The sequence below is a fragment of the Paenibacillus plantiphilus genome, assembly GCF_927798095.1.
Taxonomy (GTDB): Bacteria; Bacillota; Bacilli; order Paenibacillales; family Paenibacillaceae; genus Paenibacillus_Z; species Paenibacillus_Z plantiphilus.
On the sequence record NZ_CAKMMF010000003.1, the window covers coordinates 36,612 to 61,471 of the forward strand.

Genomic DNA, 24,860 nt, shown 5'->3' on the forward strand with positions numbered 1-24,860 from the left:
ATTATATACACGAACATTTGTTCTTATTCAAGTGAAGTTATTTCCTTGGAAGGCACCTTTCACGACTGATCGCGCATTTTTCGGTAGTTGTAAGCAGGTTTTGTCCGCTTATAGTCTCCACCGATGCCCTTTTCACGCGTTCGTTCAGGCTGTAAGACGATTTTTCCTGCTTCCACGACAGATCGCGCATTTTCCGGTAGTTGTAAGCAGGTTTTGTCCGCTTATAGTCTCCACCGATGCCCTTTTCACGCGTTCGTTCAGGCTGTAAGACGATTTTTCCTGCTTCCACGACAGATCACGCATTTTTCGGTAGTTGTAAGCAGGTTTTGTCCGCTTATAGTCTCCACACGAGCAATCCGCCTCGCCGTATTAACATCAACATCAATTTACATCCTCGTATTTGAGCATAAAAAAAACGAATTTCTCTACTTCACTAGACCACTCCATTCTCGTAATAAAGGCATAAATTAATTGAGAGAGCACTAGTTTGGGAGGATGATCTGTTTGATACAAGTTACCCAGTATGTTAAGCCCTTGGACGGCTGGAGTAGACCCCATTTAATGCTTTGTGATGATGGCAACTTTTATGTAATCAAACTATTGTCCAACCCGCAGGGTGTAAAGGTTCTCGTTAATGAGTTCATTTGCAGTCAATTGGCAAAGCAGTTAAATCTTCCAATACCCGAAGGCAAGATCCTTTTCATATCTAAACGAGTCATTAACAGTCATCCCACTTTGAAGTCTGTCCTTCAGGAAGGTCCGCATTTTGGAAGTCGTTTCATTCCTTCTGGCATTCATCAGCCAACCTGTCTGGATTTAGCAAGATGCACGAACATCGAGCAGGCCGCTGACATGATCGTATTCGATTACTGGCTGGACAATAACGACCGGCATGTTTGGAGGCCCGCAGAACAAAATTTGATTGTTACAGGAGGTTCTGAGCCGAAAATTTGGATGATCGATCAAGCTAATGTGTTTAACGGACCCGCTTGGAGCATTGAATCGTTAATAAAAAAAATGAATATTTTCAATGCTTATTGGGGAACTCTCTATCAGCGTTTCGTCCCTTTCATTGACGGTCCTAACCCCTTCCGCAACTCAGTATCCAAGTTTCAGTCCTTGACAAAAGGTGAATTGTTTAATGTCGTCTTCAATATTCCGGCGGAGTGGAATGTATCGGAACAGGAATTGACTATCTTGGTAAATTACATGGAGCACCGGAGAAAAGTTATGTATTACATGATTCAATCGGTACATGTTCATTTTCCTATATGGCATGTACACTATCTTAAACATGGAGGGATAGGATGAGACTAATGCCATCTGATATACGTCTCGGTAACAAATACCCAATCACACAATAATCGACGTGCATAGTTTAAAGGGTACTCTGTTAGTTAGGAGGTGTACTAAAAATGTCTGGAGTTGTTGGTGGAGCTTTCACAAACGCGGGAACCATCCTGGTACTTTTTATCTTGTTGGTTATTGTCGCTTGTAGTTGTATGCGCTTTGGCTACTAGAGGGAACTAATTACCATCAAGACGTATCCCTCTGTTCTATACTTGGACTATGCGATTCCTCCCTTACGGAAAAGACCCGATAGACCAGCGGGTCTTTTCCATTTAATCCCTTTTCCGCAATGACGATATTCAGAGATCAGCAAACTCAATCGCGCAGCCAATAACTCGATGCTGCCATACAAGCTTATTGCTGCTGGACGGGCTCTAATTTTTTTTGAGAAAACGAAAGCAGGGGTTTGAACAAGCAAGACGCTGGATTTTCAGCCTGAATAAGAGGATGAGATATTGGGGAACCGAAAACATTTTTCGGTCTATGAGGACAATCACATTTAACACACTGCGTTGATTAATAATTTCAAGGATCATTCATGCTCTTATTACGCTCTGATTTAGGGGATATATAAATCCAAAGTCGAGGGCAATTAGGGGCAACCGAGTAACTTGTCAAAGAAAACTCGAAATACCCCCACTAAACCCTTGAATAAACCTATGTTTTCCCTCTTAGTACAGCGTCAAATACTGATCGCGTTCCCATTGGTGAACTTGTGTTCTATACATGTCCCACTCGATTTCTTTGAGCTCGTAGAAATGAGCAAGTGCATGATCGCCCAGCGCATCACAGACAACTTGATTGCGAAGCATTTCGTCGAGTGATTCCTTCAGATCAAGCGGCAAGCTTGGGATGCCTTCTTCGATACGCTCTTCGTCTGTCATCACATATATGTTGCGATCTGTTGGAGCCGGCAGCGGCAGCTTGTTATTAATGCCGTCAAGTCCAGCAGCGAGCATAACAGCCAGTGCCAGATACGGGTTCGCAGCAGGGTCAGGATTACGCACCTCAACGCGTGTGCTAAGACCGCGTGATGCAGGGATACGAATCATTGGACTCCGATTGCTTGCCGACCACGCGACATAACAAGGCGCTTCATAGCCCGGTACCAATCTCTTGTAGGAGTTGACAGTCGGGTTCGTGATTGCGGCAAAAGCACGAGCATGGCGCAGGATGCCAGCCATATAGTAACGAGCCGTTTGGCTCAGACCGAGCTTGTCGCTCTCATCGTAGAACGTGTTGACATTGCCCTTGAACAACGATTGATGGCAGTGCATTCCTGAGCCGTTAACGCCGAACAGCGGCTTAGGCATGAATGATGCATGCAGTCCGTGCTGACGCGCAACTGTTTTTACTACGAGCTTGAACGTTTGAATCTGGTCAGCTGCTTTGATTGCATCGGCATATTTGAAGTCGATCTCATGCTGTCCTGGTGCAACCTCGTGATGAGACGCTTCAATTTCGAAGCCCATCTCTTCAAGTGTCAGCACGATTTCACGACGGCAGTTCTCACCGAGGTCAGTCGGCGCAAGGTCAAAGTATCCGCCTTGGTCATTCAGCTCTGTCGTCGGCTCACCCTTCTCATCCGTCTTGAATAAGAAGAACTCCGGCTCAGGACCAACATTCATAGAAGTGTAGCCAAGGTCCTCAGCTTCCTTCAGCACTCGCTTCAAGATACCGCGTGGATCTCCGGCAAAGGGCGTGCCATCCGGCATATAGATATCGCAGATCAGACGCGCAACACGATCCTGTGTCACCCATGGGAATACTACCCATGTGCTAAGATCAGGATACAGATACATATCTGATTCTTCTATACGAACGTAACCTTCGATGGAGGAACCATCGAACATCATTTTATTATCCAGCGCTTTCTCCAATTGACTAACTGGAATCTCCACATTCTTAATTGTACCGAGCAGATCAGTGAATTGCAGTCGAATGAAACGAACGTTCTCTTCCTTGGCGATACGTTTGATGTCCTCTTTGGTGAAACTCACGGAATCATCTCCCTTATAGTTGTGGTTATGGTCGATCTAATTCTTGTTATAGAAACGGGACAACTGGCCTTGAATCATGGAGGCCTTGTTGCCCGGTCTCTTCTCGATTAGTTGCTGCTTCAACAAACGATGCAGCTGTGTGTCTGACAGCTCCTTGCGTTTTACTTCGGATTGCTCGCTGACGACAGTAGCTTCCTCCGACTCCTTCGAAACCGGATTCATTACTTGTTTGATGCCTGCGATATTAACACCCTTCTCAATCAGGGACTTAATCTCAAGCAGCCGCTCCACATCGTTAAAGGAGAACAGACGCTGGTTGCCGGAAGTACGAGCTGGAACAATAAGTTCATGCTGTTCATAATATCGGATTTGTCGAGCTGTCAAATCAGTCAGCTTCATGACGATGCCGATCGGAAAAAGCGCCATATTTCTGCGTAAATCGTCAGCCATGTCGTATCAACCTTCCAGTCTCTGAAATATATGCATCAATTGTACCGCTCACCCTAAAACGTGTCAAGGTATGTAAGGTTTAATTACAATTAACTCTCGATCTGCGAGCAGCATTAATGCGTTCAGAACCCCTAGTTTGACATGCGCATAAGTCAATCCGCCCTGCATATAAGCAATGTATGGTTCCCGTATCGGAGCGTCTGCTGACAGCTCCAGACTGCCCCCCTGCATGAACGTTCCCGCTGCCATAATTACGGGATGCTCGTACCCCGGCATGGCCCATGGCTCAGGCACAACATGCGAGTCTACGGCTGCAGCCTTCTGAATTCCCTGCACGAATGCAATCAATTGTTCGCTGCCTGTGAATCGCACCGCTTGGATCAAGTCAGTGCGCGGCGCATCCCAGCGTGGATTGCTCTCGAAGCCTAGCCGCTCGAACATCGCAGCAGCAAATACACTTCCCTTCAGAGCTTGTCCAACGATGTGAGGCGCCAGGTAGAGGCCTTGGAACATCGCTCTGAGTGTCCCAAGAGTAGCTCCAACCTCTCCGCCGATTCCGGGTGCAGTAAGTCGGTAAGCAGCTAGCTCGACGGCCTCCTTGGTTCCTGCTATATAACCGCCTGTCGGTGCGAGGCCGCCGCCCGGATTTTTAATGAGCGAGCCCGCCATCAGATCTACACCCACCTCAGTCGGCTCCAGCTCTTCCGTGAACTCGCCATAGCAATTATCGACGAACACGAGTACATCCGGCTTAATAGATTTAACCCGCTTCACCATCTCGCGAATCTCTGCCACAGTGAACGAAGTCCGCCAATCATAGCCTCGCGAGCGTTGAATACCGATAACCTTGGTCCGCTCTGTAATTCCTGCTGCTACCGCTTCCCAATCCACCGCGCCTTCTGTTGTCAACGCAGCTTCCTTGTAGCGGATGCCGAAATCCTGCAGCGAGCCTTTCCCGTCGCCAGGCTTGCCGATTACTTTGTGCAGCGTATCGTAAGGCTTGCCAGAAATATAGAACAGCTCGTCCCCTGGACGCAGCAAGCCGAACAGCGCGCAGCTGATCGTATGTGTGCCAGATACAAAATGAGGACGAACGAGCGCTGCTTCGGCGCCGAACACATCGGCATACACCTCGTCTAACACCTCGCGCCCGCTGTCATTGTAGCCATAACCAGTTGATCCATTAAAATGAAAATCGCTGACCCGATATTTCTGAAAAGCAGCGATTACTTTCCATTGATTGCGCTCCGCAATTGTATCCAATTGGCGGAACACGCTCTGTACCTGCTTCTCGGCTGCCGTCGCCCATTGCAATAGTGTATCCCAAATTCCATTCCCCTGATGAATCAATTCCAAGTCTCTCCCCTATTGGCGCACTTCATCTTGCATCCTGTCATGTACTTGCTTCTTCCTGCTGCTTCTTACTTTTCAATTCTTACATCTTACATAACGACTCCAACGACTATCGACTTTCCACAAAAGCTTCAAGCTTGTAGCCATGCACCTCATAATCCTGCTTGTTTAATTCAACCGTTACACGCAGTGAATCACCGTCAACCTCTTGCTCCGTCACTTCACCGGTTCGGTAAGCAAGGGCGATAAGGTCCCCGCGTTCTGCTGGAAAAATAAATGTTCGCGTATCGCCCGTCATCTTGTCCTGAATCATTTGACGCAGCTTGGTCAGATCATCGGCTGAAAATGCGCTAATAACGAGGGTGTTCTCGTTGCTGGCAGGCGCAAGCTCTGTACCATCGTTGGAACAGAGATCGATTTTGTTGTACAGCAGAATTTGCGGCTTGCCGGCAGCGCCAAGTTCACCTAGAATCCGCTCTACGACTGCCCGCTGCTCTTCTCTCATCGGCGAAGAGCTGTCCACCACATGCAGCACCAGGTCGGCTTCGCACACCTCTTCCAGCGTTGCGCGGAATGCCGCGATCAGATCATGCGGCAGGTTCTGAATGAAGCCGACTGTATCTGTTAGAACGATCTCTTTGCCGCTTGGCAGCTCCAAATTGCGGGAAGTAGGATCAAGCGTAGCAAACAGCTGATTCTCCACATAGACATCCGCATTCGTCAGCTCGCGAAGCAGCGTTGATTTCCCCGCATTCGTATAGCCGACAAGGGCAACCTGCTGCACGCCCGATTTGCGGCGGCGCTCTCTATGAAGAGTACGATGGCGCACAACCTCATCCAGCTGTGTCTTCAAATCATGAATTCGATTCCGAATATGCCGGCGATCCGTCTCCAGCTTGGATTCACCGGGACCGCGTGTTCCGATCCCGCCGCCAAGCCGTGACAGATTCTTGCCGTGCCCAGAAAGTCGGGGCAGCAGGTAGCTGAGCTGAGCCAGCTCGACCTGTATAATGCCTTCGCGCGTTTTGGCGCGCTGAGCGAATATATCCAGAATAAGCTGTGTGCGATCAATGATTTTCAAATCCAAAGCGGCTTCAAGATTCCGCACCTGCGCGCCTGACAGCTCCTGATCGAATATCGCGGTTGTCGCTCCAAGCTCTTCCGCAATTGCACGAAGCTCCTCAACCTTTCCCTTGCCGATAAACCATTTTGAATCGCGGGCTTCCTTCTGCTGTGTCATGGTGGAGAGAACTTCTACGCCCGCTGTCTCCGCCAGATTCTCCAGCTCCAGCAGGGAATGCTCAGGGTCAATAGTCGATCTCTTAATATCCGGTGTGATCAAGCTGACAAGAATGGCACGATCCTGCAAATCATTATTGGTTTCATATGTCGATTGTCTCATTCGGATCAATTACGCTCCTTTCAGGAGTGGACATCAATCATTGCTACGCTTGCTTCATATCCTCAGGCCTAATAGCCATCAGCTCCTGCTTGCCCGGCGAGCCGCTTGGATATTGACCGAGCAGACGAACAGCCTGATGCCGGAAAGCCTTCTCAATCATATTGCGCACATAACGGGCATTGCTGAAGGAATAGAGCGAGGCCGCCTTCTCCTGCATTAAATGCTGCCGCAGCTTGAATAAGGTCTGAGGCACTAACGTGTAATCTCTATCCTTAGCCATAAGCTCAGCAATTTGAATCAGTTGATCAATCGAATAATCCTGGAATTCAATTTGAATCGGAAATCTGGACGGCAGACCCGGGTTCGTCATAAGAAATTGTTCAATCTCCAGCGGATAGCCCGCCAGGATGAGCACAAACTCATTGCGATTGTCCTCCATCGCTTTAACCAACGTATCAATCGCTTCCTTGCCGAAATCCTTCTCCCCGCCGCGCGCGAGGCTATAGGCTTCATCCACGAACAGGACGCCGCCAAGCGCCTTCCGAACAAGATCACGCGTCTTTTGCGCCGTATGCCCGATATATTCGCCAACAAGGTCCGCACGTTCGACTTCGATCAGATGTCCTTTGGACAACACACCCATTTGATTGAACAGCTTTGCTACAATACGGGCAATTGTCGTCTTGCCTGTCCCCGGATTTCCTTTGAAAATCATATGGTACACATGCGAGCCGTTGGACAGCCCTGCATCGGTGCGCATGCGGCTAACTTGCAGCTGAGCAAACACTTCATATATGAGCAGCTTCACATTATCGAGGCCAACCATGGGCTCCAGCTCGCGTTGGATATCCATGTAAGGATCACTCGCCGATATCGATTTGGCGGCAACAGCCGGTTCATTGTCCAGCGCTTGGGCCGAGCTTGTCGATGCATAGGGCTCTTGACTGCGCAGGATGACATTGATTTGCCTTGAAGGCCTTGCTCCATTGCCATTCTGTCCCATCGAAATTAGCCGTTCACTCATACCCTTGGATCACCGCTCCTTCGCAACTGTATGGCTGCGGCCCGAACGCCGCATGTTCCATTGTATTCTAGTGAAACGGGCCATATTAACAGTTTTCGAAGGGGTTTATTAAAAGGAGGTCTCAGGCGCCTGCAAACCGAATTTCAGCAGGATGGCATCCAGCTTCCACTTGGTGAAGGCCAGCACTTCCCGGCTCTGATTATAGCTTGTCTTGAGCACCTTGGATTTGAAGCCGATGACCTCGGTTTGCTCATAGTCGAGATACCGAGCAATTTCGGCTGATCGCGGCGCATGATAGTCATGGGTCACGATCAGAAAGCTGTTCAGTCCATTCTTCTTGGCAACCGCTTTGCTGAACAACAAATTCTCATACGTGCTGCGCGCATCATTCTCCAGCAGCAGACGATCACCGGGAACACCATGCTTCAGCAAATAATCCCGCATGCCTTCAGCCTCTGTAAGCGTGGAGCCGTTGTGATCAAGTCCACCAGTTAAGATCAGGTAATTTGCATTACCCTGCTTGTACAGCTCAAGGGCATGATCCAGCCGCTCGCGCAAGCCGGGGCTTGGTTCATTATCCCAAAGCGCAGCACCAAGCACGATCACCGCATCCGCCTTGGGAAGCGGCTTGGGCAGCTCATAGCTATTGATGACCCATAACAGATAAGCGACCCAGAACGCTGCGAACGCCACAACCCAGGCACTCAAACGAAGCAGCAGCCGGATAGAGAAAAAGCGGCGGCGCGCTCGTTTTTTCTTCGATGCATGAATCGCTCCCATCATGTCTCACTCACTTCACCATTCTGCGCGACAAGCGCTTTTCTGTGCTTCAGACTTAAAGTAAAGTAGCGGAAGCGTCCATTGCGTATAGCCGACAGCAAACGCCCCGCTGTCTTGCGGGCAAGCGCCGCATCCTTGCCGGTAACAATGCCCTGTCTAACCGCATCCTCCAGCTCATCCTCGTCCATCAGAAATACTTCTCCGCTGGGGAGTACGACGACATCCAGGTAGAGATCATCGAACCAGGGGACCTGTTGATCCGTCAACCCTTGTGTTTTGCAAATATCAATGTACCATTGAACGACACGATTCTTATCATCAAACATAGTAGTCACAACAAAGTGCTCACCCCGTGGAAAGTGCTGCATCCATAGATATCCACGGTCAGCCAGACACATCTTGCGGCCATTATATTCTTTCCAAAGCGGTTCCCGCAATTCGTGGATACGATACATCGTTACGAGTCCTTTGAATTCATCGCCATCCATCGACAAGCAGGTATAGCTCTTCCGCAATATACGCCGCCAATTGGCTCGATCAGAAAATTTACGTTTCATACGGAACGACCTTTCCGTTAGGATCGTAAGCTTACAGCTAGCAAAAGCTTACCACATCTTACCGTCTCTTCACCAGCGAGCCATCAAATTAACGCCAGAGCATGTAGGTATAGTATATGCAGAAGATGAAAAAGGAGAGCATATCGCTCTCCTTTCTTCTACTTCTCATTAATTGTGACGGAGGTGATCGTAATATCCTCCAGCGGCTTGCTGTCCTGCCGATCTGGATTGCCTGGTCCAACAGGGGTTGTGTCAATCGCTTTGATCGTATCCATGCCCGAGCTTATTTTCCCAAATATCGTATAGATTGGCTGCATATCCAGACCTTTGACATCTTCGCCTGTACCGATAAAGAACTGGCTCCCGCCGGAATCCGGCTGCATTGTATTCGCCATCGCTACTGTGCCTTCCTCATAAACATGTCCGTTATCCAGCTCATCAGGGATGTTGTAGCCAGGACCGCCTGAACCAGTGCCGAGCGGGTCGCCGGTCTGAATCATGAAATCGCTCAATACGCGATGAAATTTAATCCCCTCGAAGTACTTCTCTTTCGCCAGAAAAACAAAGCTGTTTACCGTTTGCGGCGCGTCCTTCGCGAACAGCTCAATCGTAAATTCTCCCTTCGAGGTGACGAAATGCGCTTCATACGATTTGTTCGTATCAATGCTCATCTCCGGCATTTGCTTCCATTGCTTAGGAGTCTTGGTCTCCTCATTCTCCGGAGCGACATCCGCAGTAGCGCTGCCTTGAGTATTGGCATTGTCTTCCGCTTTCTTGTCTCCACAGCCCGCCAGCGTAATCGCCAAGCTGGCTGCCAATAATGCAATTGTCAATCGTCGTTGCAGTGACATGAATATTATCCTCCAGTTTCCAACTCGTTATTAATTACCGGCGCGGTTTCACCTTCAGGCGGCGCAATTATCCCGTTCGGATCTTCAATCGTACCGCCAGCACCATTTGTGCCATTAGAACCATCGCCTGTTCCTGTACCATTACCTGCTCCATTACCTGTTCCATTGTCTCCAGAGCTGCCATTGCCTGCTCCGTTGCCGTTATTGGCGCCATTACCGCCGGGATCTGTACCCGAATTGCCCGGATCCGTAGTTCCACCATCTGGCGGCAGCTCGCCGCCATTGTTCGAGCCGCCATTGTCTGGATTCGGATCAATGCCCCCGTCTGGCGGAGGCGTCTCTCCCTCGTCCGGACCCGGCTCTATCGGTCCATCGGGTTCCAGCTCCAGCGCTGGAATCTCGACCGTAATGACCTCGGACGGCTGGCTCTCCAGGTTGTCTTCGGCATTGTAGGCAGTGATGTAGTACTGATAAGTCAAGCCAGGAGAAATGGCAAGATCATTCATCTCAGAAACATTCACCGAGTCAAACAGACGTGTAAAATCTGCCTCACTGGTCTCTTTCCTATAGATGCGGTATGTCGCATCTTTCTCATCTACCGGCGTCCAGGTAAGCTTCAACGTAATCGTCTCCGGATCATAAACCGCGTTGAAATTGGATACGGTCGTCAGCGGTTTCTTCTCCTCGACGTTTTTCGGCTTCGTGAAGCTGCCCTTCTTCACATTCTTCATCGCAGCATTCATAACCTTCGCGAACATCGTTGCTGACTGCGCACTGCTCTTCTTGAGCAAATGCTTCTTATCGGTCTTGTCATAACCCATCCAAACAACGGCTGTCCATTCAGGCGTATAACCAGAGAACCACGCATCGCGGTTGCCGCTGGACTTGAAGTTCGGTATGCCGTGCTGTGTTGTACCCGTTTTGCCCGCTACAGGACGATCGATTCTTGCCCTAGTCCCCGTACCGCCCTTCTCTAGCACGCTCTGCATAATTTCTGTCAAATACCAAGCAGTTTCAGCTTTAATGAGCTGCTTGGCTTTGGGAGCGCTATATTCATATTCGATGCCGCCATCGCTGTTCACCACTTTAAGCAAGGAGTGAGCATCAACCGCCTTGCCTCCATTGGCAAACACACTGTAGGCTGTCGCCATCTGCATTGGCGTTACGCCTTTGGTAAGACCGCCAAGCGCGATAGCGAGGTTGCGATCGTCCTTCGCATCCAGATTGAAGCCCAGCTTCTCTGCGAAGTTAAGCCCCGTCTTCACGCCAATCTCATTGAGAAGCCACACTGCCGATGCGTTCCTTGACTCCTTGATCGATTGGCGCATACTGATCTCGCCAATGTATTTCTTGCTGTTGGAGTCGGTTGGACAATAGTTGCCGTAGCAGCGCTTCTCATCCAGCACGTTCGACCAAGGATACCAGTCGCCAGTCTCCAGAGCCGGCCCATACACGGTAATGGGCTTGAAGCCTGATCCCGGCTGGCGCTCCTTCACGGCGCGATTCCAGCCTTTGCGCTCATAGTCGCGACCGCCAACAAGACCTTGAATATTGCCGTTGCGATGGTCAATAATAACCATCGCGCCCTCTACCTGCTTTTCATCCACGCTTTCCTCGAAATTGGAATCGTCCTTGAATTCCTTTTCCATGGCAGACTGCGCTTCCACATTCAGCGTGGTATACAGCTTGTACCCGCCGCTGCGGAGCTCTTCCTCCGTAATGCCTGTTACCCGCTCCGCCTCTTCAACTACATAGTCGATAAAGGCAGGGAACTGCTGACTGTCTGCAGCACGAACCCCCGGATCATACTCTGCAGCCTTCGCTTCATCCATCTGTTCCTTCGTAATGAGCTGCTGATCATACATCAGCTGCAGCACGACTCCACGGCGTTCCTTGGATTTCTCAGGGTTCGAGACCGGATTGTACGTGCTCGGAGCTTTAGGAATACCCGCAAGCGTTGCGATCTCCCAAAGATCTAGTTGATCCAGCGATTTGTTGAAATACACCTTCGCCGCAGACTTGATCCCATACGCATTCTTGCCGAAGAAAATCCGATTCAAGTAGAGCGTCAGAATTTCATCCTTCGTCATCTGATTCTCCAAAGCAACTGCAATGGAAGCTTCAGTCGCTTTGCGGAAGAACGTCTTGTCCCCTGACAGAAACAGGTTCTTCGCCAGCTGCTGGGTGATCGTACTGCCGCCCTCAACAGCGCTTCGTGCAATAACGTCCTTGACGAGTGCGCGGCCGATTGACCAAAGATCTATGCCGGAATGCTCCTCAAACCTTCTGTCCTCGGTGGCGATTACCGCCTTGCGCAATAAATCAGGGATTTCTTCATATTTGATAACTTCACGGTTTTGCCGGTAAAGCTTGGTTACCTCATTGCCATCCACATCATAAATGATGGAGCTCTCTGGCAGATCGATCTTATCCTTGTTCTCATTCAATATCCGCTCCCCGTTCAATACGACGAGCAAATAACCGATGATGCCGCAAATAACTGCGACCGCTGTGGCGAAGAACAGCCAGACAAGCATCTTTCGACCGGAGAACTTCTTCTTCCCCTTCTTATTCCGTTTGCCCTGTGCGCTTTTGCGCGGCGAATCTGATTTGTTGACTGGTCCATCGACCATAGCCGATTCCCCTCCTGAACTCCTGACGAGTATCTCTCGTCTCTATTTATACCCTATATGTCTAAACGGCAACGGCACAGATGAAACTTGTTTCATGGCCAGGAACGAGAAGAGCAACCCTGCACGTGGGCGGGTTGCTCTGTCGTGCCGCTATCCAATTAAACGCAAATCGGTTTGAAAAAGTTTCAATATGTTTCAGCCGATACTACGCTTCTTTTGATTGATCTTGCTGCATTAGCGATACATTACGTTGCGGAGTGAACGTGGAGATTGCATGCTTGTACACCATTTGCTGACGGCCTTCGCTGTCGATGACAATCGTAAAATTGTCAAAAGCTTTAATAACTCCGCGAATTTGGAAGCCATTGGTCAAATATACCGTAACCGGGACGCTGTCTTTGCGAAGTTGGTTCAGAAACGTATCCTGAATATTGATTGATTTGTTCATTAGCCGTTACCCCCATCGTTAAAAAGATTGGTTAGAAGTATATTCAAGATCCATCCTGAACTTTCCTGCTATTATAGCATAAATCGCTTGCAAATTGTTCTGAAAATTTTCAGAAGCGTCAATCCACGTGATGTCAGACATATGCCGGAACCATGAAAGCTGCCGTTTCGCGAACCTACGCGTATCACGTTTGATTAAGGTCACCGCTTCCTCAAGCGATAGCTGCTGTTGTAGAAAGAGCGCAATCTCCTTGTAGCCAAGACCTTGCATGGAGATGTCACCAGGCTTGACACCTTGTGAGAGCAGCTGCTTCACCTCTCCCACCAGCCCCGCCGCCAGCATATCATCCACACGTTGATTGATGCGTTCATACAGCACTGCCCGATCCATAGTCAGCCCGATGATACATAATTCGTATGGCGAAATCTTTTTCTGGCCGGCAAGCTGCTCGGATAATGTCATCCCGGTCAAATGATGGATTTCCAAAGCCCGGATGATGCGCCGCTGATCGTTGGGATGCAGCCTCTCCGCAGAGGCGGGATCGATAGCCCGCAGCTTGTCCAGCAGCGCTTCCGCACCATGCTTCACGGCGTAGTGCAGCTGTTCCTCGCGAAATGCTTCATCCGATCCGCTCTCTGCAAATTCATACCCGTAAGCGACGGATTCCACATACAGTCCGGTCCCTCCCACAATAAAGGGAAGCTTCCCGCGGCTGGAAATATCCGTGATCAGACCTGTGCAGCGTTCCTGAAACTCTGCAACTGAGAACGGATGCTCAGGACCGCAAATATCGATCAAATGATGCGGAATGCCCTCCCGTTCCTCGGGCTTAATCTTGGCAGTACCAATATCCATACCCCGATAGACCTGCATAGAATCACCTGAGATGATCTCTGCATTCAGCGCCCTTGCAAGATCAAGACTCATTCTTGTTTTGCCGACCGCAGTCGGTCCGATCAACACGAGCAGCCGCGGCTTGGTCGGATAGTTCTGTTCGGCACTCATGTTGGATTGATCACTCCATATGCAATTTTGTTGACATGCCTGCGTTCAAAGCCAAGCCGCAGGAACTCGCCGCTGTCCCGATGCTCCTTGAGCACGACCGTCTTGCGAGCGACCCGCTTGGCCTGAAGCACGGCTTCAACGTCGAGCGCGCCATTATTCGCTAATCCGCGCAGCGGCGCCAAAGCTGAAGAGTCATGCATGGGGCGGCGAAACATCGGATCGAAATAAATGATATCGACACTCTTATCAGGGAGCTCCGCCAGCCAATTCATATGGTTGGCGCATTGCAGCTCGATACGCCGGAACGCTTCATTCACATCGGGATGGATCGTTTCGTAAGTACGAAGTCCTTCGCGAACTACAGCGCATAGAACCGGCTCACTCTCCAGCGCAATGACTTTCCCTTCCTGGCCAGAAGCATAAGAGAATACGATCGCATCCGAGCCAAGGCCAGCTGTGCAATCCAGTACCGTGTCGCCTGCTCTGCAGCCAGATACTTCGATCAATGGATCACTCTCGCCGCTGCGCAATCTTTTTACTCTGACATAAGCCATGCTGGGATGAAAATAAAGAGGCTCTTCTGATTCCTCATAATATCTTAGTCCATTATCATCTGCAACTAACACGCTGGCTTCTCCGTAGCGTTTCTTCATACGCGCCAGAGAATCCTGATTCCGAGGCACTAGCCGGCCTCCAAGCTCCTGGGACAATCGTCCTGCATATGCGACCAGCTCTGACGAGGGCTTGTAGGCGGTCGTGACGATCATGACATCACCCGCTTGAACATTTTCTCAAGCTGATAGGTGGACATATGCACGAGTATCGGTCTGCCGTGCGGACAGGTATAAGGCTGGATACAGCGGGACAGCCGTTGCAGCAGACCTTCTCCCTCTTCCCGTGTCAGACGGTCATTCGCTTTGATCGATGCTTTGCAGGAGCACATGATCGCGGATTTCTCCCGCAGCTTTCCGATATCTACTGCGCCTCGCTCACCGAGCAGCCATTCCATCATCTCCTCGATGACCGCCTGCTCATCTCCTTGCGGCAGCCACTCTGGATAAGCGCGAACGAGAAAGGTTTGCGGACCGAATGGCTCAAGCTCTATGCCTGCTTCCTCAATAAGCGGAAGACGTCCTCGAAGCGTCGATGCTTCCGATGCCGTGAACTCCAAGGTGATCGGCACTAACAGCTGCTGGCTTGCCTGCTGCGGACGCCCGAATTTCTCTACATAATACTCATAATTAATCCGCTCATGCGCCGCATGCTGGTCAATGAGATACAAGCCCTCTTCATTCTGAGCGACGATGTACGTGCCGTGCAGCTGGCCGATCCAATATAATTCAGGAAATGAATGATTACTGTCATTAACTAATTCTTCTTCACGATTGGAGCTGTTTATCGGTTCATGATCAGCTTGGCGTGCTTCCTGTTGTGCTGCTGCATCATTAGCTTCACTGCCTGCTCCATTATTTTCACTACCTGCGCTCGTATGTCCCATTGAGTCCTGCGATTGGCCCGCCGCTGTTTCCCGAACAACATCTGCTCCGCTAGCAGAATGCGCAGGCTGCTTCGGCGGGGCGTAGAGCAGCTCTGTCGCATCCTTCGGAATAACGTCGCGATTGCTCTGCCAATCTGGAGTGTAGGAAGGCTTCCCTTCTCGCTTTCCTGCAGCTCCGCTACCGCCGCTCGGAACTGTATTGGATGGTGCTGAAAATGATTTTGTTAACGGCGTTAAGGATTGCGACAATGATGGCGCAGCGGATGGCGGCATAGTCATATTCGGCTCTGCCTGGTGAAAGGAAATTCTGTCCTGAACGAACAGCGGCTTGGACCGTTCAGACGCTGCCGGCCCAGGAATATGCCGCTGCTTGCCGAGCGCCTTGGCGAGTGACTGCTCCACGAACTCCCTTAGCTCTGCCTCCTTGCTGAATCGAACCTCCATCTTGGACGGATGGACGTTCACATCCAGCAAGCTCGGATGCATGCCAAGCTCAAGCACGACAAGCGGATAGCGATTGATCGGAAGCAAGGTATGATAGGCTTGCATAATCGCTTGGTTTATGACGAAGCTTCGTATATAACGGCCATTGACAACGACTGTAATGCCGTTGCGATTCGCTCTTGTCTGCTCTGGCTTGGATATGTAGCCGCTCAAATCATAATCAGGATGCTCGCCTTCTACGGGAAGCATCGCTTTGGCGGCTGATGTGCCGTATATCGCAGCGAAGGCTTGTACGCGATCTCCGTTGCCAATCGTTCGCAGCAGCTGACTGTTGTTATGCCGAAGTGTGAAGGCAATTCCAGGATGCGCTAATGCAAGCCGATTCACATAATCGGCGATATGGCCAATCTCGGTCTGAATGGTCTTCATATATTTCAATCTGGCCGGCGTGTTGAAGAACAGATCGCGAACCGATACATCTGTCCCCTGCGGCGCATTGGCCTCCTCGTCCTTCTTGACGACACCGCCCTCGATAACATAGCGGCGCCCCAGCCCTGTCGTTTCGGAAGAAGAGACGCATTCGACGCGGGCAACTGCCGCGATGCTTGGTAGCGCTTCGCCTCTAAATCCCAGACTTGCGATGCGGAACAGGTCCTTGCTCGATGCGATCTTGCTTGTAGCATGCCGGAAGAAGGCCGTACCGATATCCTCAGCATCGATGCCTTGCCCATTATCCGTCACACGAATAAGGGTCAAGCCGCCCTCTTCGATCACGACATCAATCGTAGAGCTGCCCGCATCAATCGCGTTCTCGACGAGCTCCTTAACGACCGAAGATGGACGCTCCACCACCTCGCCAGCTGCGATCTGATTGGCGAGCTGCTCGTCCAACACTTGAATTTTACCCATTACGCGCACTCCCTCCCACTGCAATCAGCCGTTCTATTTGTCCTCCGTCAGCAGCTTGAGCTTCATATCATTAAGCCATTGCATCGCTTGCATCGGCGTTAAGTTAAACAGATCCAGCCGTTTCAATTGGTCGGCAAGCTGCTCAGCCTTCGGACTCGCCCTGCGGGCTTTGGGCTCTGGCATCGACTCGCCGAAAATAGACAGCTGAACGACGCTGTCAACTGCTGCATTGCTGCTGTAGGAAGCCGCTGTCTCAGATATGGCATCATCCTGCCCGCCATTGGCCCCGCCTCGCTTGGAGCGTGAACGATCTCCGATAGCTTCCTCAGAAATCGTCCCGCCATCAGCCAAACTGCTTGCCGGAACCGAATCCGGTTTCTGTTGTTCTTGTATCTGCTTTGCCTGTGCCTGCTTCTGTGGTTTCTGCTCCAGCTCCGCATGCGTCTCCAACAGACTATAAGCCCGTTGAATGATGCTGTCCGGCAAGCCAGCCAGCTGGGCGCAATAGATGCCGTAGCTGCTGCTTGCAGCGCCAGGGACGAGCTTGCGCAGGAAGGTGACATTGTCGCCGGTCTCCTGCACGGCCATACATACATTGGCCAGCGATGGCAATGTTTCCTCAAGATGCGCGAGCTCATGGAAGTGAGTGGATACTAGCGCTTTGCAGCCTACTTGATGATGGACGAATTCCACGACCGATTGCGCAATCGCCATGCCTTCACCAGTAGAGGTTCCTCGTCCAAGCTCGTCAATAATAACTAGACTCTGAGACGTTGCTTTCTCCGTCATCGTCTGGATGTCCTTCATCTCAACCATAAAGGTGCTCTGGCCGCCTATGAGATCATCGGCCGCCCCGATTCGTGTGAATATCCGATCGATTAGCGGGATTTCCGCGCGCCTTGCTGGCACGAAGCAGCCAATCTGCGCAAGAATGCTAATGAGCGCGACCTGGCGCATGTATGTGCTTTTACCCGCCATATTAGGACCGGTAATCAGCAGCATGGACGACCCGTCCCGCGTTAAACCCGTACCGTTGGCAATGAAGGCTGTTCCCTCAATAACCGCTTCGACAACCGGATGCCGGCCTTCCTCAATAACCATATCGTAGCCGTCCGTAACGAGAGGCTTCACGAAGCGCTGCTCCGAGCTAACCGCTGCCAACGATTGATAAACGTCCAATGTCGCAATCGTTTCCGCCAGACTCTGCAGCCGATGCAGATGCGCAGACAGATGCTCGCGAAGCTCCACGAACTTCTCGTATTCCAGATCTACCATTTTCTCTTCCGCTTCGAGAATAAGTCTCTCCTTCTCTTTCAGCTCCGGTGTAACATAACGCTCAGCATTAGCGAGCGTCTGCTTCCGCTCGTAACGGCCTTCCGGCAGCATCGATATATTCGCTTTGGAAACTTCCAGATAATAGCCGAACACTTTATTATAGCCAATCTTAAGTGACTTGATCCCTGTTGCCTCGCGCTCCTGGCGCTCCAGCTCGGCAAGCCATTTCTTGCCGCTGACGCTCGCTTCGCGCAGCTGATCAAGATAGACGTCATAGCCTGCTTTAATCAGTCCCCCATCACGAACCGAGATCGGAGGGTCCTCTACGATAACAGTCTCGATCATCGACGCCAAATCTGAGCAATCATCAATTCCACCAACCAATTGCTGCATCGTAGTCGAAGCGGAATCCGCGCACAATGCCACCAGAGCAGGAACATGCTGAATCGATGTCCTCAGCGCATTGAGATCGCGTCCATTGGCGCTGCCGAAGGCAACACGTCCGACCAGCCGCTCCAGATCGTAAATTTCATTCAGCTCGCGCCGCACATCCTCGCGCAGGATGAAATTGTTATACAGCTCGTCAACCGCTTCAAGACGGGCGTCAATCGCCTTTTTCGAGAGCAGCGGCTTATCGATCCACCGCCGCAGCAGCCTGGCGCCCATAGAGGTGCGGGAACGGTCCAGCAGCCAGAGCAGCGAGCCCCTCTTGCTGCGGTCATGAACCGTTTCCACCAGCTCCAGATTCCTTCTTGTGAAGGGGTCCAGCACCATATATTGATTGGGCTCATAGGACTGAATCCGTCTGACATGACCTAGAGAACGCTTCTGTGTCTCGTCGAGATAGCCGGTCATAATGGCGACTGCCCGCAGACGCGCTGGCGCTAAATGATTCAGCTCTCCGAGCTCGAACTGACCCTCCAGCCCCGCCTTCTCCATGGGGGTACGAGCTGTGAACAGCACCGGACGGTTAAAAGCCGCAACGACAGGCCTTAGCTGCTCCAGGACATGCTCGTCCCCGACAATTTCTGCAGGCCGATATACATTGATCTCGTCGGTGAGCAGTTCTAGCGCCCCCTGGAATGAAGTAACGTAGAGCTCTCCTGTCGTCAAGTCGCAGGCAGCAATTCCGAATGCGCTATCGCTGTGCGATACTGCGACTATGAAATTATTCGCTTTCTCCGCAATCGATTTGGTTTCCATTACTGTACCAGGGGTAACGAAACGAATGATCTCTCTTCGAACGACTCCCTTGGCTGCGGAAGGATCTTCAACCTGCTCGCAGATCGCAACCTTATAGCCCTTGTCAACAAGTCTTGCTATGTAACCCTCAGCGGAATGGTGAGGGACGCCGCACATCGGGATGCGATTCTCGCCGCCGCCCTCTCTTCCTGTAAGGGTAATCTCCAGTTCACGCGATGCGTTGATTGCATCATCAAAAAACATTTCATAGAAATCGCCAAGCCGAAAAAATAAAAAGGCGTCCTTCGCCTGCTCTTTGATCGATAGATACTGCTGTATCATGGGGGTATAAGAAGACATGCCGCCCCTCCTGTTATTTAATGCGAATATGAATCTTCAGAAATATATTATAACAGAAAAAGCGCCCCATAGTGGAACGCAGCGAACAGTTGAAGCAGAAATGCTGGCTGATCAGTTGCTCTGCATCATTCCTGAATTGGAATACGCCATTTCACCCTTACATCTGTCGCAGCATCCCAATGCTCTCTCCTTCGAATTGCGGCCAGCAAGGGCTCTATCCAGCGTCCTAGCTCAGCGTATGAGGCTGTCTCTCTCATTGCAGAAGCAAGCGGCTCCACGCATGTTCGCAAAACTTCATAATCAGCCGAATAATAGGCGTCCACAATCGTTTCGTCCTCCATTGGCCGATACGCAAGCGCATGGCTCTCTCTTGCGCATAGAAGGGCTAGCGCAAACGCCGCTTTCGCAGCTAGCGGCGATAGGAGCCAGCTTGGAAGCGTCCGGTACTCGAAGCCGCCATGCGGCTGCATGCGGCAATCTCCAAGCGTACCGAATCTCGGCCGCCTCGCTCCCTCAGACGGCGTCTCTATTAATGCCAGCAGCAGAGCGGCATAGCTGTCGAGCTGCCGCAGCAGCCTTCCTGTCAGCGGCACTCCGCTGAGGTGAATGTGGCCTCCCAGCGCAAAGCCCGCTACCGGCATGGCGCCTGCAGCCCAGCGCAGGCGGCGGTCCCGAATGCGCGTATTAGCTTGTACGAGCAGGCGGCGAATATTCGCTGCCAGCTCGTCGGGACTGCCCGCTGGTGCGGGCCGAAGCTCCGCAACGGGGTACATGATCCGGCCGCCAATCACAACAGCGTCACAGCCAGTTCCGTAGCCGCCCTCCAAATAGGTGGCGGCTGACACGACTTTGCCTTCTTCCGACAGGAGAAGAAACTCCGGATCAGCACCTATCCGAAGAAGATCCTCATCGTGCGGCTTCCCATTGGCTGAGCGAGATCGCTGTCCCCTGTATACGGCAATCGCCCTTGCCCAAATTCCCTTCTGCAGCTCTTCCCCATCAGGCAGATGAATAGCAGACACCTTGCAGCTGCCGCTGTCAGCGACAGACATATCCACCCTCCCATTCTCCAATCCAACCGCATAAAGAGCCTTCACCGCCGCTCTGGAGAGACGCCGGAACATAGGGTCCGCCGCTGCAAGCAGGATACGGGATTGATTCCGTCTATTAGCCGCGAAAGCAGATGGATTGCGAAGCCCTGACATCGAAGGTTCAATTGCGATCCTTCTTACTTCGATCGTCTGCAGATTGAAGATCGATACGATGAACCGTCTTCCACTGCTGCCGGGGCTCTCCAGAACGGCTGCGCCAGCCCGCTGCAGCCGCCTCGCCAGCTCCTGCCAGGACGCAGCCGCATAGGCTGCTGCGCCGCGATTCAGAATGAGCGGCTCACAGCTTCCATCTCGCCAATGTGAAGGCAGCGGGCTGCTGCCGCATACGATAATGCTATCATCGCCTTCAGGAATTCCATCCGCCCAGGCACGGGGAAATTCCCCGAATGCTCGACCCTCCGCATCCCACGTCCATATTTTTCCCGACATTCACCTATCCCCGATCGCTAAGCAGCCTGCACGGCCTCCAAGCTTAAATGAAACTTTTCGAAAAAAAAGAGGGCATCCGCCCTCGAATCCCGTGCCTTTGCCGCATACGATACATGAACAGTAACGCTGTAATCCTCGAAATTACAGCTCGTCGTCCAGCAAATCCGGGTCCAAATCCTCATAATCGCCATCGCCGTCATCGTCATAGTCGAAATCCTTGCCGTCATGATCGCAGCCGCCCTGACAGACAGCAACACAAACCTTGGTCTCAGCAACCATCTCCACAACAAATTCGCGCTCGACGCGAATACCGACGCTGGAGCCGTTCGCGGCAATGTTCGCTTCGATGCAGTTCGGCTCCTGAGTCGCCTCTGCCGTTACCTCCTCCGTCGATGACCGGTGCTTCGGATCGATATAGGAGAGCGGCACATGCTCGACATACGAGAGCGTTTCCTTGGCTACGTCGGTTTGCGAGTTTTTGTTGTAAGAATACCAAATATTAACATCGTAAGTACCTATAACCTCAATCCCGTCGCCCGATCGAACCGCTTCATACTGATGGTTGATAATCCATGCCCCCAGAATGCTGGTGGGATGATGAGGCGGCGTAACGTTATGGGTTACTGTGGAAAACTTACGACCTTTGCCGCAGACAGCTTTCGTAATTATTTCTCTGCACTGAAGCTGTTTATCTGCAATAGCCATGTATTTAACCTCCTCCATACAATCATTCACTTAAAGTGTATGCAGGACATGGGCGAATGTTGATTAATCCTAGACCAACAAATCGAAATGTTTATAGAGCACTCAAAAAAGAGCGTCCTCAGGCGCTCTTCATTGGCTTTCGCTTCAATAATTAAGGCTTACATATCCAATAATTAAGGCTTACATAATCAAGGTTTGCTTAATCTCTCTTGCTAGTTGCCCGTTGCTATTTGCCCCCTTGGCAATTTCACCTTGGTTATTCCACCTTGGAGGCAAATGGTTTTCAAGGCTTGTCCGATGACAGGTCAATCGCTCCGTTGTTTTTTAAGCCGTTTGGCAATGTTTAAATATCGCGCCAGCTCGTGCATGAGCTGAAGGATCGCGGCACGCACCTCAAATTCTTGACGGCTCTTCGGCAGCGGCATCGCCTTGAACTGCTCTTCAAGCTCAGGCAATTTGCGCTCAACTGCCCCTTCATACACCTCGGATTTCACATTATCAGCAAGTATATCGAACTGGTCTGCTACCAGCTCTCCTTGTGGCAGGGAATCATAAACATAGGATAACTGAAGCAGCATTTGTTGAATCGATTCCAGCTGCTGCCGCCTCATTTCAAAGTAGATCGGATAATAATTCCATGCTGTTCTGTCCTGGCCCCACAGCCGATTCTCCTGGTTCATTTCCGCCCGCTTCAGCCCCTGCTCGATCGCTTTATTCGCCTGAAGCAGCTCCTCACCTGACCAAACCAAAGCAGGATTCCGCAGAGTTTGTCCCATTAATTGAAAAATGTCTGCAAAGCTCTGTTCCGTCTGTTTGCGGAGCAAGGCGAGGTTTTTGTCTTCTTTTGGCATATAGAGAAAGTTAATGATCGTTGCCCACCCAAGTCCGGTTAGCAGCAGCATAATTTCATTGCCGATCAGATCTGTCGTTACACTCTCTCTAGCAAACACATGAAATACGATAACGGAGCTCGTCACAATGCCGTCCTTTAGCTGCACACGGGATAGAATGGGGAACACGAGCAATATGAAGAGCGATATCGTCCATATATGAAATCCAAACAGCGTAAATAATAGCGAAGCAAAAAAAAGACCCAGCACAGAGGCGGTAAACCGGACAAGGGCGCTCTTCAGCCCCTTCATCCTCGTTACTTCAACGCCTAATATCGCCAATAGTCCTGCAGATAAAGGGGTATCCAGCCCCAAATAATAAGCCGTATACAAAGCGGCCAACGCCGCAATCGCGGTTTTGATGACTCGAATGCCCATAATTGACCTCAACTAGACCGAAGGTTCCGGTTTTTACCTTTATCCTACCGTTACCCTTGGCCTAGCGTCAACCGTTCCGCTTGCATGTCACCCAATTGCACCGCACTCGCGGTGGGTGGCTGACTGCCTTCACGTATCGTCCCACCAGGCAATGAGAGCTGCACGCGTTGCGTGGTGAGGCGATGTTTGGCGGTACTTGCCTTTGGAAGTCTGCTGCTGCTCAGTGCTTTTGAAGATCCGGGCGCATTATTTTCTTCTCTAAATAGGTGACGCCCTGGTACATGACAGTTGCAACGACAGCAATTAGAATCAAGCTGGACAGCACCAAGGTGAAGTTGAACACCTGAAAGCCATAGATCATCAGATAGCCGAGGCCTTCCTTGGCAACCAGAAATTCTCCGACGATGACACCGACCCAAGCCAGCCCTACATTGACCTTGAGTGTCGATATGATCGTAGGAATGGATGCCGGCAGCACAACGTATTGAAAGGTTTGCGTCTTCGTACCGCCGAACAGACGAACAACCTTCATATAATTCTGGTCAACCTCGCTAAAGCTGGCGTAGATCACGAGTGTTGTAATGATAACAGTGAGCGACAGTGTTGTTGCCACAATAGAAATAAAGCCTGGGCCGAAGCCGACGATGAATACCGGACCGAGCGCAACCTTGGGCAGGCTGTTCATGACAACGATAAAAGGGTCCATCACACGGGAGACGAAGGGCAGCCACCAGAGCAAAGCCGCGAATGCCGTTCCTAGCAACGTCCCCAATATAAAACCGACCACGGTCTCCAGCACGGTTACGCCCAGATGGGGGAACAACGTGCCATCGGCGGCTGTCGAATAAATTTGGCTGAATAGCCTGCTGGGATAGCTGAACAACAGCACATCGATCCATCTCAGACGGCCTGCTGTCTCCCATAACCCCAGCAGACCAATCAGAAGGAGTGCTTGCGTTAATCGAACAGCTCCCCTCCTTCGTCTTGCCCCCCTCAGATGCTCCCTATGAAGGTCTTGAATCCAGCTCTTGCCCATGCGATGCACCTCCCTTCTCGCCGCTCTCTTCCAGTGACCTCCAAAGGCTGTCGAAAATCGATTGAAATTCTCTCATCCTGCGAGCTTCTGTCGGCAATGCATCGCGAATACTGGGCGGAATCAGGAACGAGCCGTAATAGCGGCCAGGGTTGCGTGCCAGCACGACCACTTGATCACTCATAGCCGCAGCCTCTGCCAAATCATGTGTTACAAGGACAGCCGTCTTCCCTTTGCTCCGCAAGGTGGACTGCACCAAATCCTCAAGCTGAAGCTTGATTCCCATGTCCAGCGCCGAGAATGGCTCGTCAAGCAGCAGCACATCGGGCTCGGTAGCGAGCGTCCGAACTAGTGCGGCTCTCTGTCTCATACCGCCCGACAGCTCATGGGGCATTCGTTTCTCAAATCCGCCGAGACCCAGCTCATGGAGAAGGGAGCGTGTATAGTCGATGCCCTGTTCCGTTCGCCTGCCGCCTAGTTCCAATCCAAGCAGCGCATTGTCCAGAATGGTTCGCCAAGGAAACAGATAATCATGCTGCAGCATATATCCGATTCGGGCAGAAGGACCTTGTATAATCTCGCCGCCAACGACTACCTCGCCCTTTGTCGGCTTCAGCAGTCCGGCAAGCATGCTTAGTATTGTAGTTTTGCCGCAGCCGCTCGGACCGACCAAACTGAGGAACGATCCCCGCTCCACTGTCAACGAAAGGTCTTCTACAGCCAGCGTCGCCCTGCTGTCATTCACATAGACCTGTGAGACATTCCGCAGCTCCAGTACGTTGTCCATTGCAA

At 51.2% G+C, this 24,860-nt stretch carries 21 protein-coding genes; 2 read left to right on the top strand and 19 right to left on the bottom strand.

Annotation, left to right across the window (positions count from 1 at the left end; translation table 11 throughout):
* Positions 1–495: 495 nt before the first annotated feature.
* Together L6H65_RS02920 and yjcZ are read left to right on the top strand one after the other, a co-directional pair.
* Positions 496–1,311, top strand: coding sequence for a HipA family kinase (locus L6H65_RS02920; protein ID WP_236338880.1), 816 nt, complete (start codon positions 496–498; stop codon positions 1,309–1,311).
* 104 nt (positions 1,312–1,415) lie between these two features.
* Complete coding sequence (gene yjcZ, locus L6H65_RS02925) at positions 1,416–1,520, top strand: sporulation protein YjcZ (protein WP_236338882.1); 105 nt, start codon at positions 1,416–1,418, stop codon at positions 1,518–1,520.
* Positions 1,521–2,021: 501 nt separating this feature from the next.
* Here yjcZ and glnA read toward each other — a convergent pair.
* The 19 genes from glnA to L6H65_RS03020 all read right to left on the bottom strand — a co-directional run bounded on the left by glnA (position 2,022) and on the right by L6H65_RS03020 (position 24,855).
* Positions 2,022–3,350 carry a type I glutamate--ammonia ligase gene (gene glnA, locus L6H65_RS02930; RefSeq protein ID WP_236338883.1) on the bottom strand — a complete coding sequence of 443 codons (1,329 nt, stop codon included), beginning with the start codon at positions 3,348–3,350 and terminating at the stop codon, positions 2,022–2,024.
* Between the two features lie 36 nt (positions 3,351–3,386).
* The gene (locus L6H65_RS02935) at positions 3,387–3,800 is read right to left on the bottom strand and encodes a MerR family transcriptional regulator (RefSeq protein ID WP_236338884.1); all 414 of its coding nucleotides are present in this window, start codon (positions 3,798–3,800) and stop codon (positions 3,387–3,389) included.
* 63 nt (positions 3,801–3,863) lie between these two features.
* Complete coding sequence (locus tag L6H65_RS02940) at positions 3,864–5,150, bottom strand: methionine gamma-lyase family protein (RefSeq protein ID WP_371877629.1); 1,287 nt, start codon at positions 5,148–5,150, stop codon at positions 3,864–3,866.
* A 112-nt stretch (positions 5,151–5,262) separates the two neighbouring features.
* On the bottom strand, positions 5,263–6,555 hold the full coding sequence (gene hflX / locus L6H65_RS02945) for a GTPase HflX (protein WP_236338885.1): 1,293 nt from the start codon (positions 6,553–6,555) through the stop codon (positions 5,263–5,265).
* A 43-nt stretch (positions 6,556–6,598) separates the two neighbouring features.
* Positions 6,599–7,579 carry an AAA family ATPase gene (locus L6H65_RS02950; RefSeq protein ID WP_236338886.1) on the bottom strand — a complete coding sequence of 327 codons (981 nt, stop codon included), beginning with the start codon at positions 7,577–7,579 and terminating at the stop codon, positions 6,599–6,601.
* 108 nt (positions 7,580–7,687) lie between these two features.
* A complete protein-coding gene (locus L6H65_RS02955; RefSeq protein ID WP_236338887.1) occupies positions 7,688–8,362 on the bottom strand; it encodes a YdcF family protein in 675 nt (224 codons plus the stop codon).
* Complete coding sequence (locus L6H65_RS02960) at positions 8,359–8,916, bottom strand: ribonuclease FAU-1 family protein (RefSeq protein WP_236338888.1); 558 nt, start codon at positions 8,914–8,916, stop codon at positions 8,359–8,361. Before L6H65_RS02960 ends, L6H65_RS02955 begins: the two co-directional genes overlap by 4 nt.
* Positions 8,917–9,074: 158 nt before the next feature.
* Positions 9,075–9,767: a peptidylprolyl isomerase gene (locus tag L6H65_RS02965; protein ID WP_236338889.1), complete on the bottom strand. Its 693-nt coding sequence runs from the start codon at positions 9,765–9,767 to the stop codon at positions 9,075–9,077.
* Between the two features lie 5 nt (positions 9,768–9,772).
* Positions 9,773–12,400 (bottom strand): penicillin-binding protein 1A, encoded by a 2,628-nt coding sequence (locus tag L6H65_RS02970; RefSeq protein ID WP_236338890.1) that lies wholly within the window; start codon positions 12,398–12,400, stop codon positions 9,773–9,775.
* A 205-nt stretch (positions 12,401–12,605) separates the two neighbouring features.
* Positions 12,606–12,848, bottom strand: coding sequence for an RNA chaperone Hfq (gene hfq / locus L6H65_RS02975; protein WP_236338891.1), 243 nt, complete (start codon positions 12,846–12,848; stop codon positions 12,606–12,608).
* Positions 12,849–12,866: 18 nt separating this feature from the next.
* Positions 12,867–13,853, bottom strand: a complete 987-nt coding sequence (miaA, locus tag L6H65_RS02980) for a tRNA (adenosine(37)-N6)-dimethylallyltransferase MiaA (protein ID WP_236338892.1) — start codon at positions 13,851–13,853, stop codon at positions 12,867–12,869.
* Positions 13,850–14,620 (bottom strand): class I SAM-dependent methyltransferase, encoded by a 771-nt coding sequence (locus L6H65_RS02985; protein ID WP_236338893.1) that lies wholly within the window; start codon positions 14,618–14,620, stop codon positions 13,850–13,852. Before L6H65_RS02985 ends, miaA begins: the two co-directional genes overlap by 4 nt.
* Positions 14,617–16,704: a DNA mismatch repair endonuclease MutL gene (gene mutL, locus L6H65_RS02990; protein WP_236338894.1), complete on the bottom strand. Its 2,088-nt coding sequence runs from the start codon at positions 16,702–16,704 to the stop codon at positions 14,617–14,619. The genes L6H65_RS02985 and mutL overlap by 4 nt, the downstream gene beginning before the upstream one ends.
* 33 nt (positions 16,705–16,737) lie before the next feature.
* Positions 16,738–19,521 (bottom strand): DNA mismatch repair protein MutS, encoded by a 2,784-nt coding sequence (gene mutS, locus L6H65_RS02995; protein ID WP_236338895.1) that lies wholly within the window; start codon positions 19,519–19,521, stop codon positions 16,738–16,740.
* Between the two features lie 125 nt (positions 19,522–19,646).
* Positions 19,647–21,062, bottom strand: a complete 1,416-nt coding sequence (locus L6H65_RS03000) for a putative amidoligase domain-containing protein (RefSeq protein WP_236338896.1) — start codon at positions 21,060–21,062, stop codon at positions 19,647–19,649.
* Positions 21,063–21,203: 141 nt separating this feature from the next.
* Positions 21,204–21,767, bottom strand: a complete 564-nt coding sequence (locus L6H65_RS03005) for an outer spore coat protein CotE (RefSeq protein ID WP_236338897.1) — start codon at positions 21,765–21,767, stop codon at positions 21,204–21,206.
* 305 nt (positions 21,768–22,072) lie between these two features.
* Complete coding sequence (locus tag L6H65_RS03010; RefSeq protein ID WP_236338899.1) at positions 22,073–23,035, bottom strand: aromatic acid exporter family protein; 963 nt, start codon at positions 23,033–23,035, stop codon at positions 22,073–22,075.
* Positions 23,036–23,255: 220 nt separating this feature from the next.
* Complete coding sequence (locus tag L6H65_RS03015) at positions 23,256–24,071, bottom strand: ABC transporter permease (protein WP_236338900.1); 816 nt, start codon at positions 24,069–24,071, stop codon at positions 23,256–23,258.
* On the bottom strand, positions 24,040–24,855 hold the full coding sequence (locus L6H65_RS03020; protein WP_236338901.1) for an ABC transporter ATP-binding protein: 816 nt from the start codon (positions 24,853–24,855) through the stop codon (positions 24,040–24,042). The genes L6H65_RS03015 and L6H65_RS03020 overlap by 32 nt, the downstream gene beginning before the upstream one ends.
* Positions 24,856–24,860 lie beyond the last annotated feature (5 nt).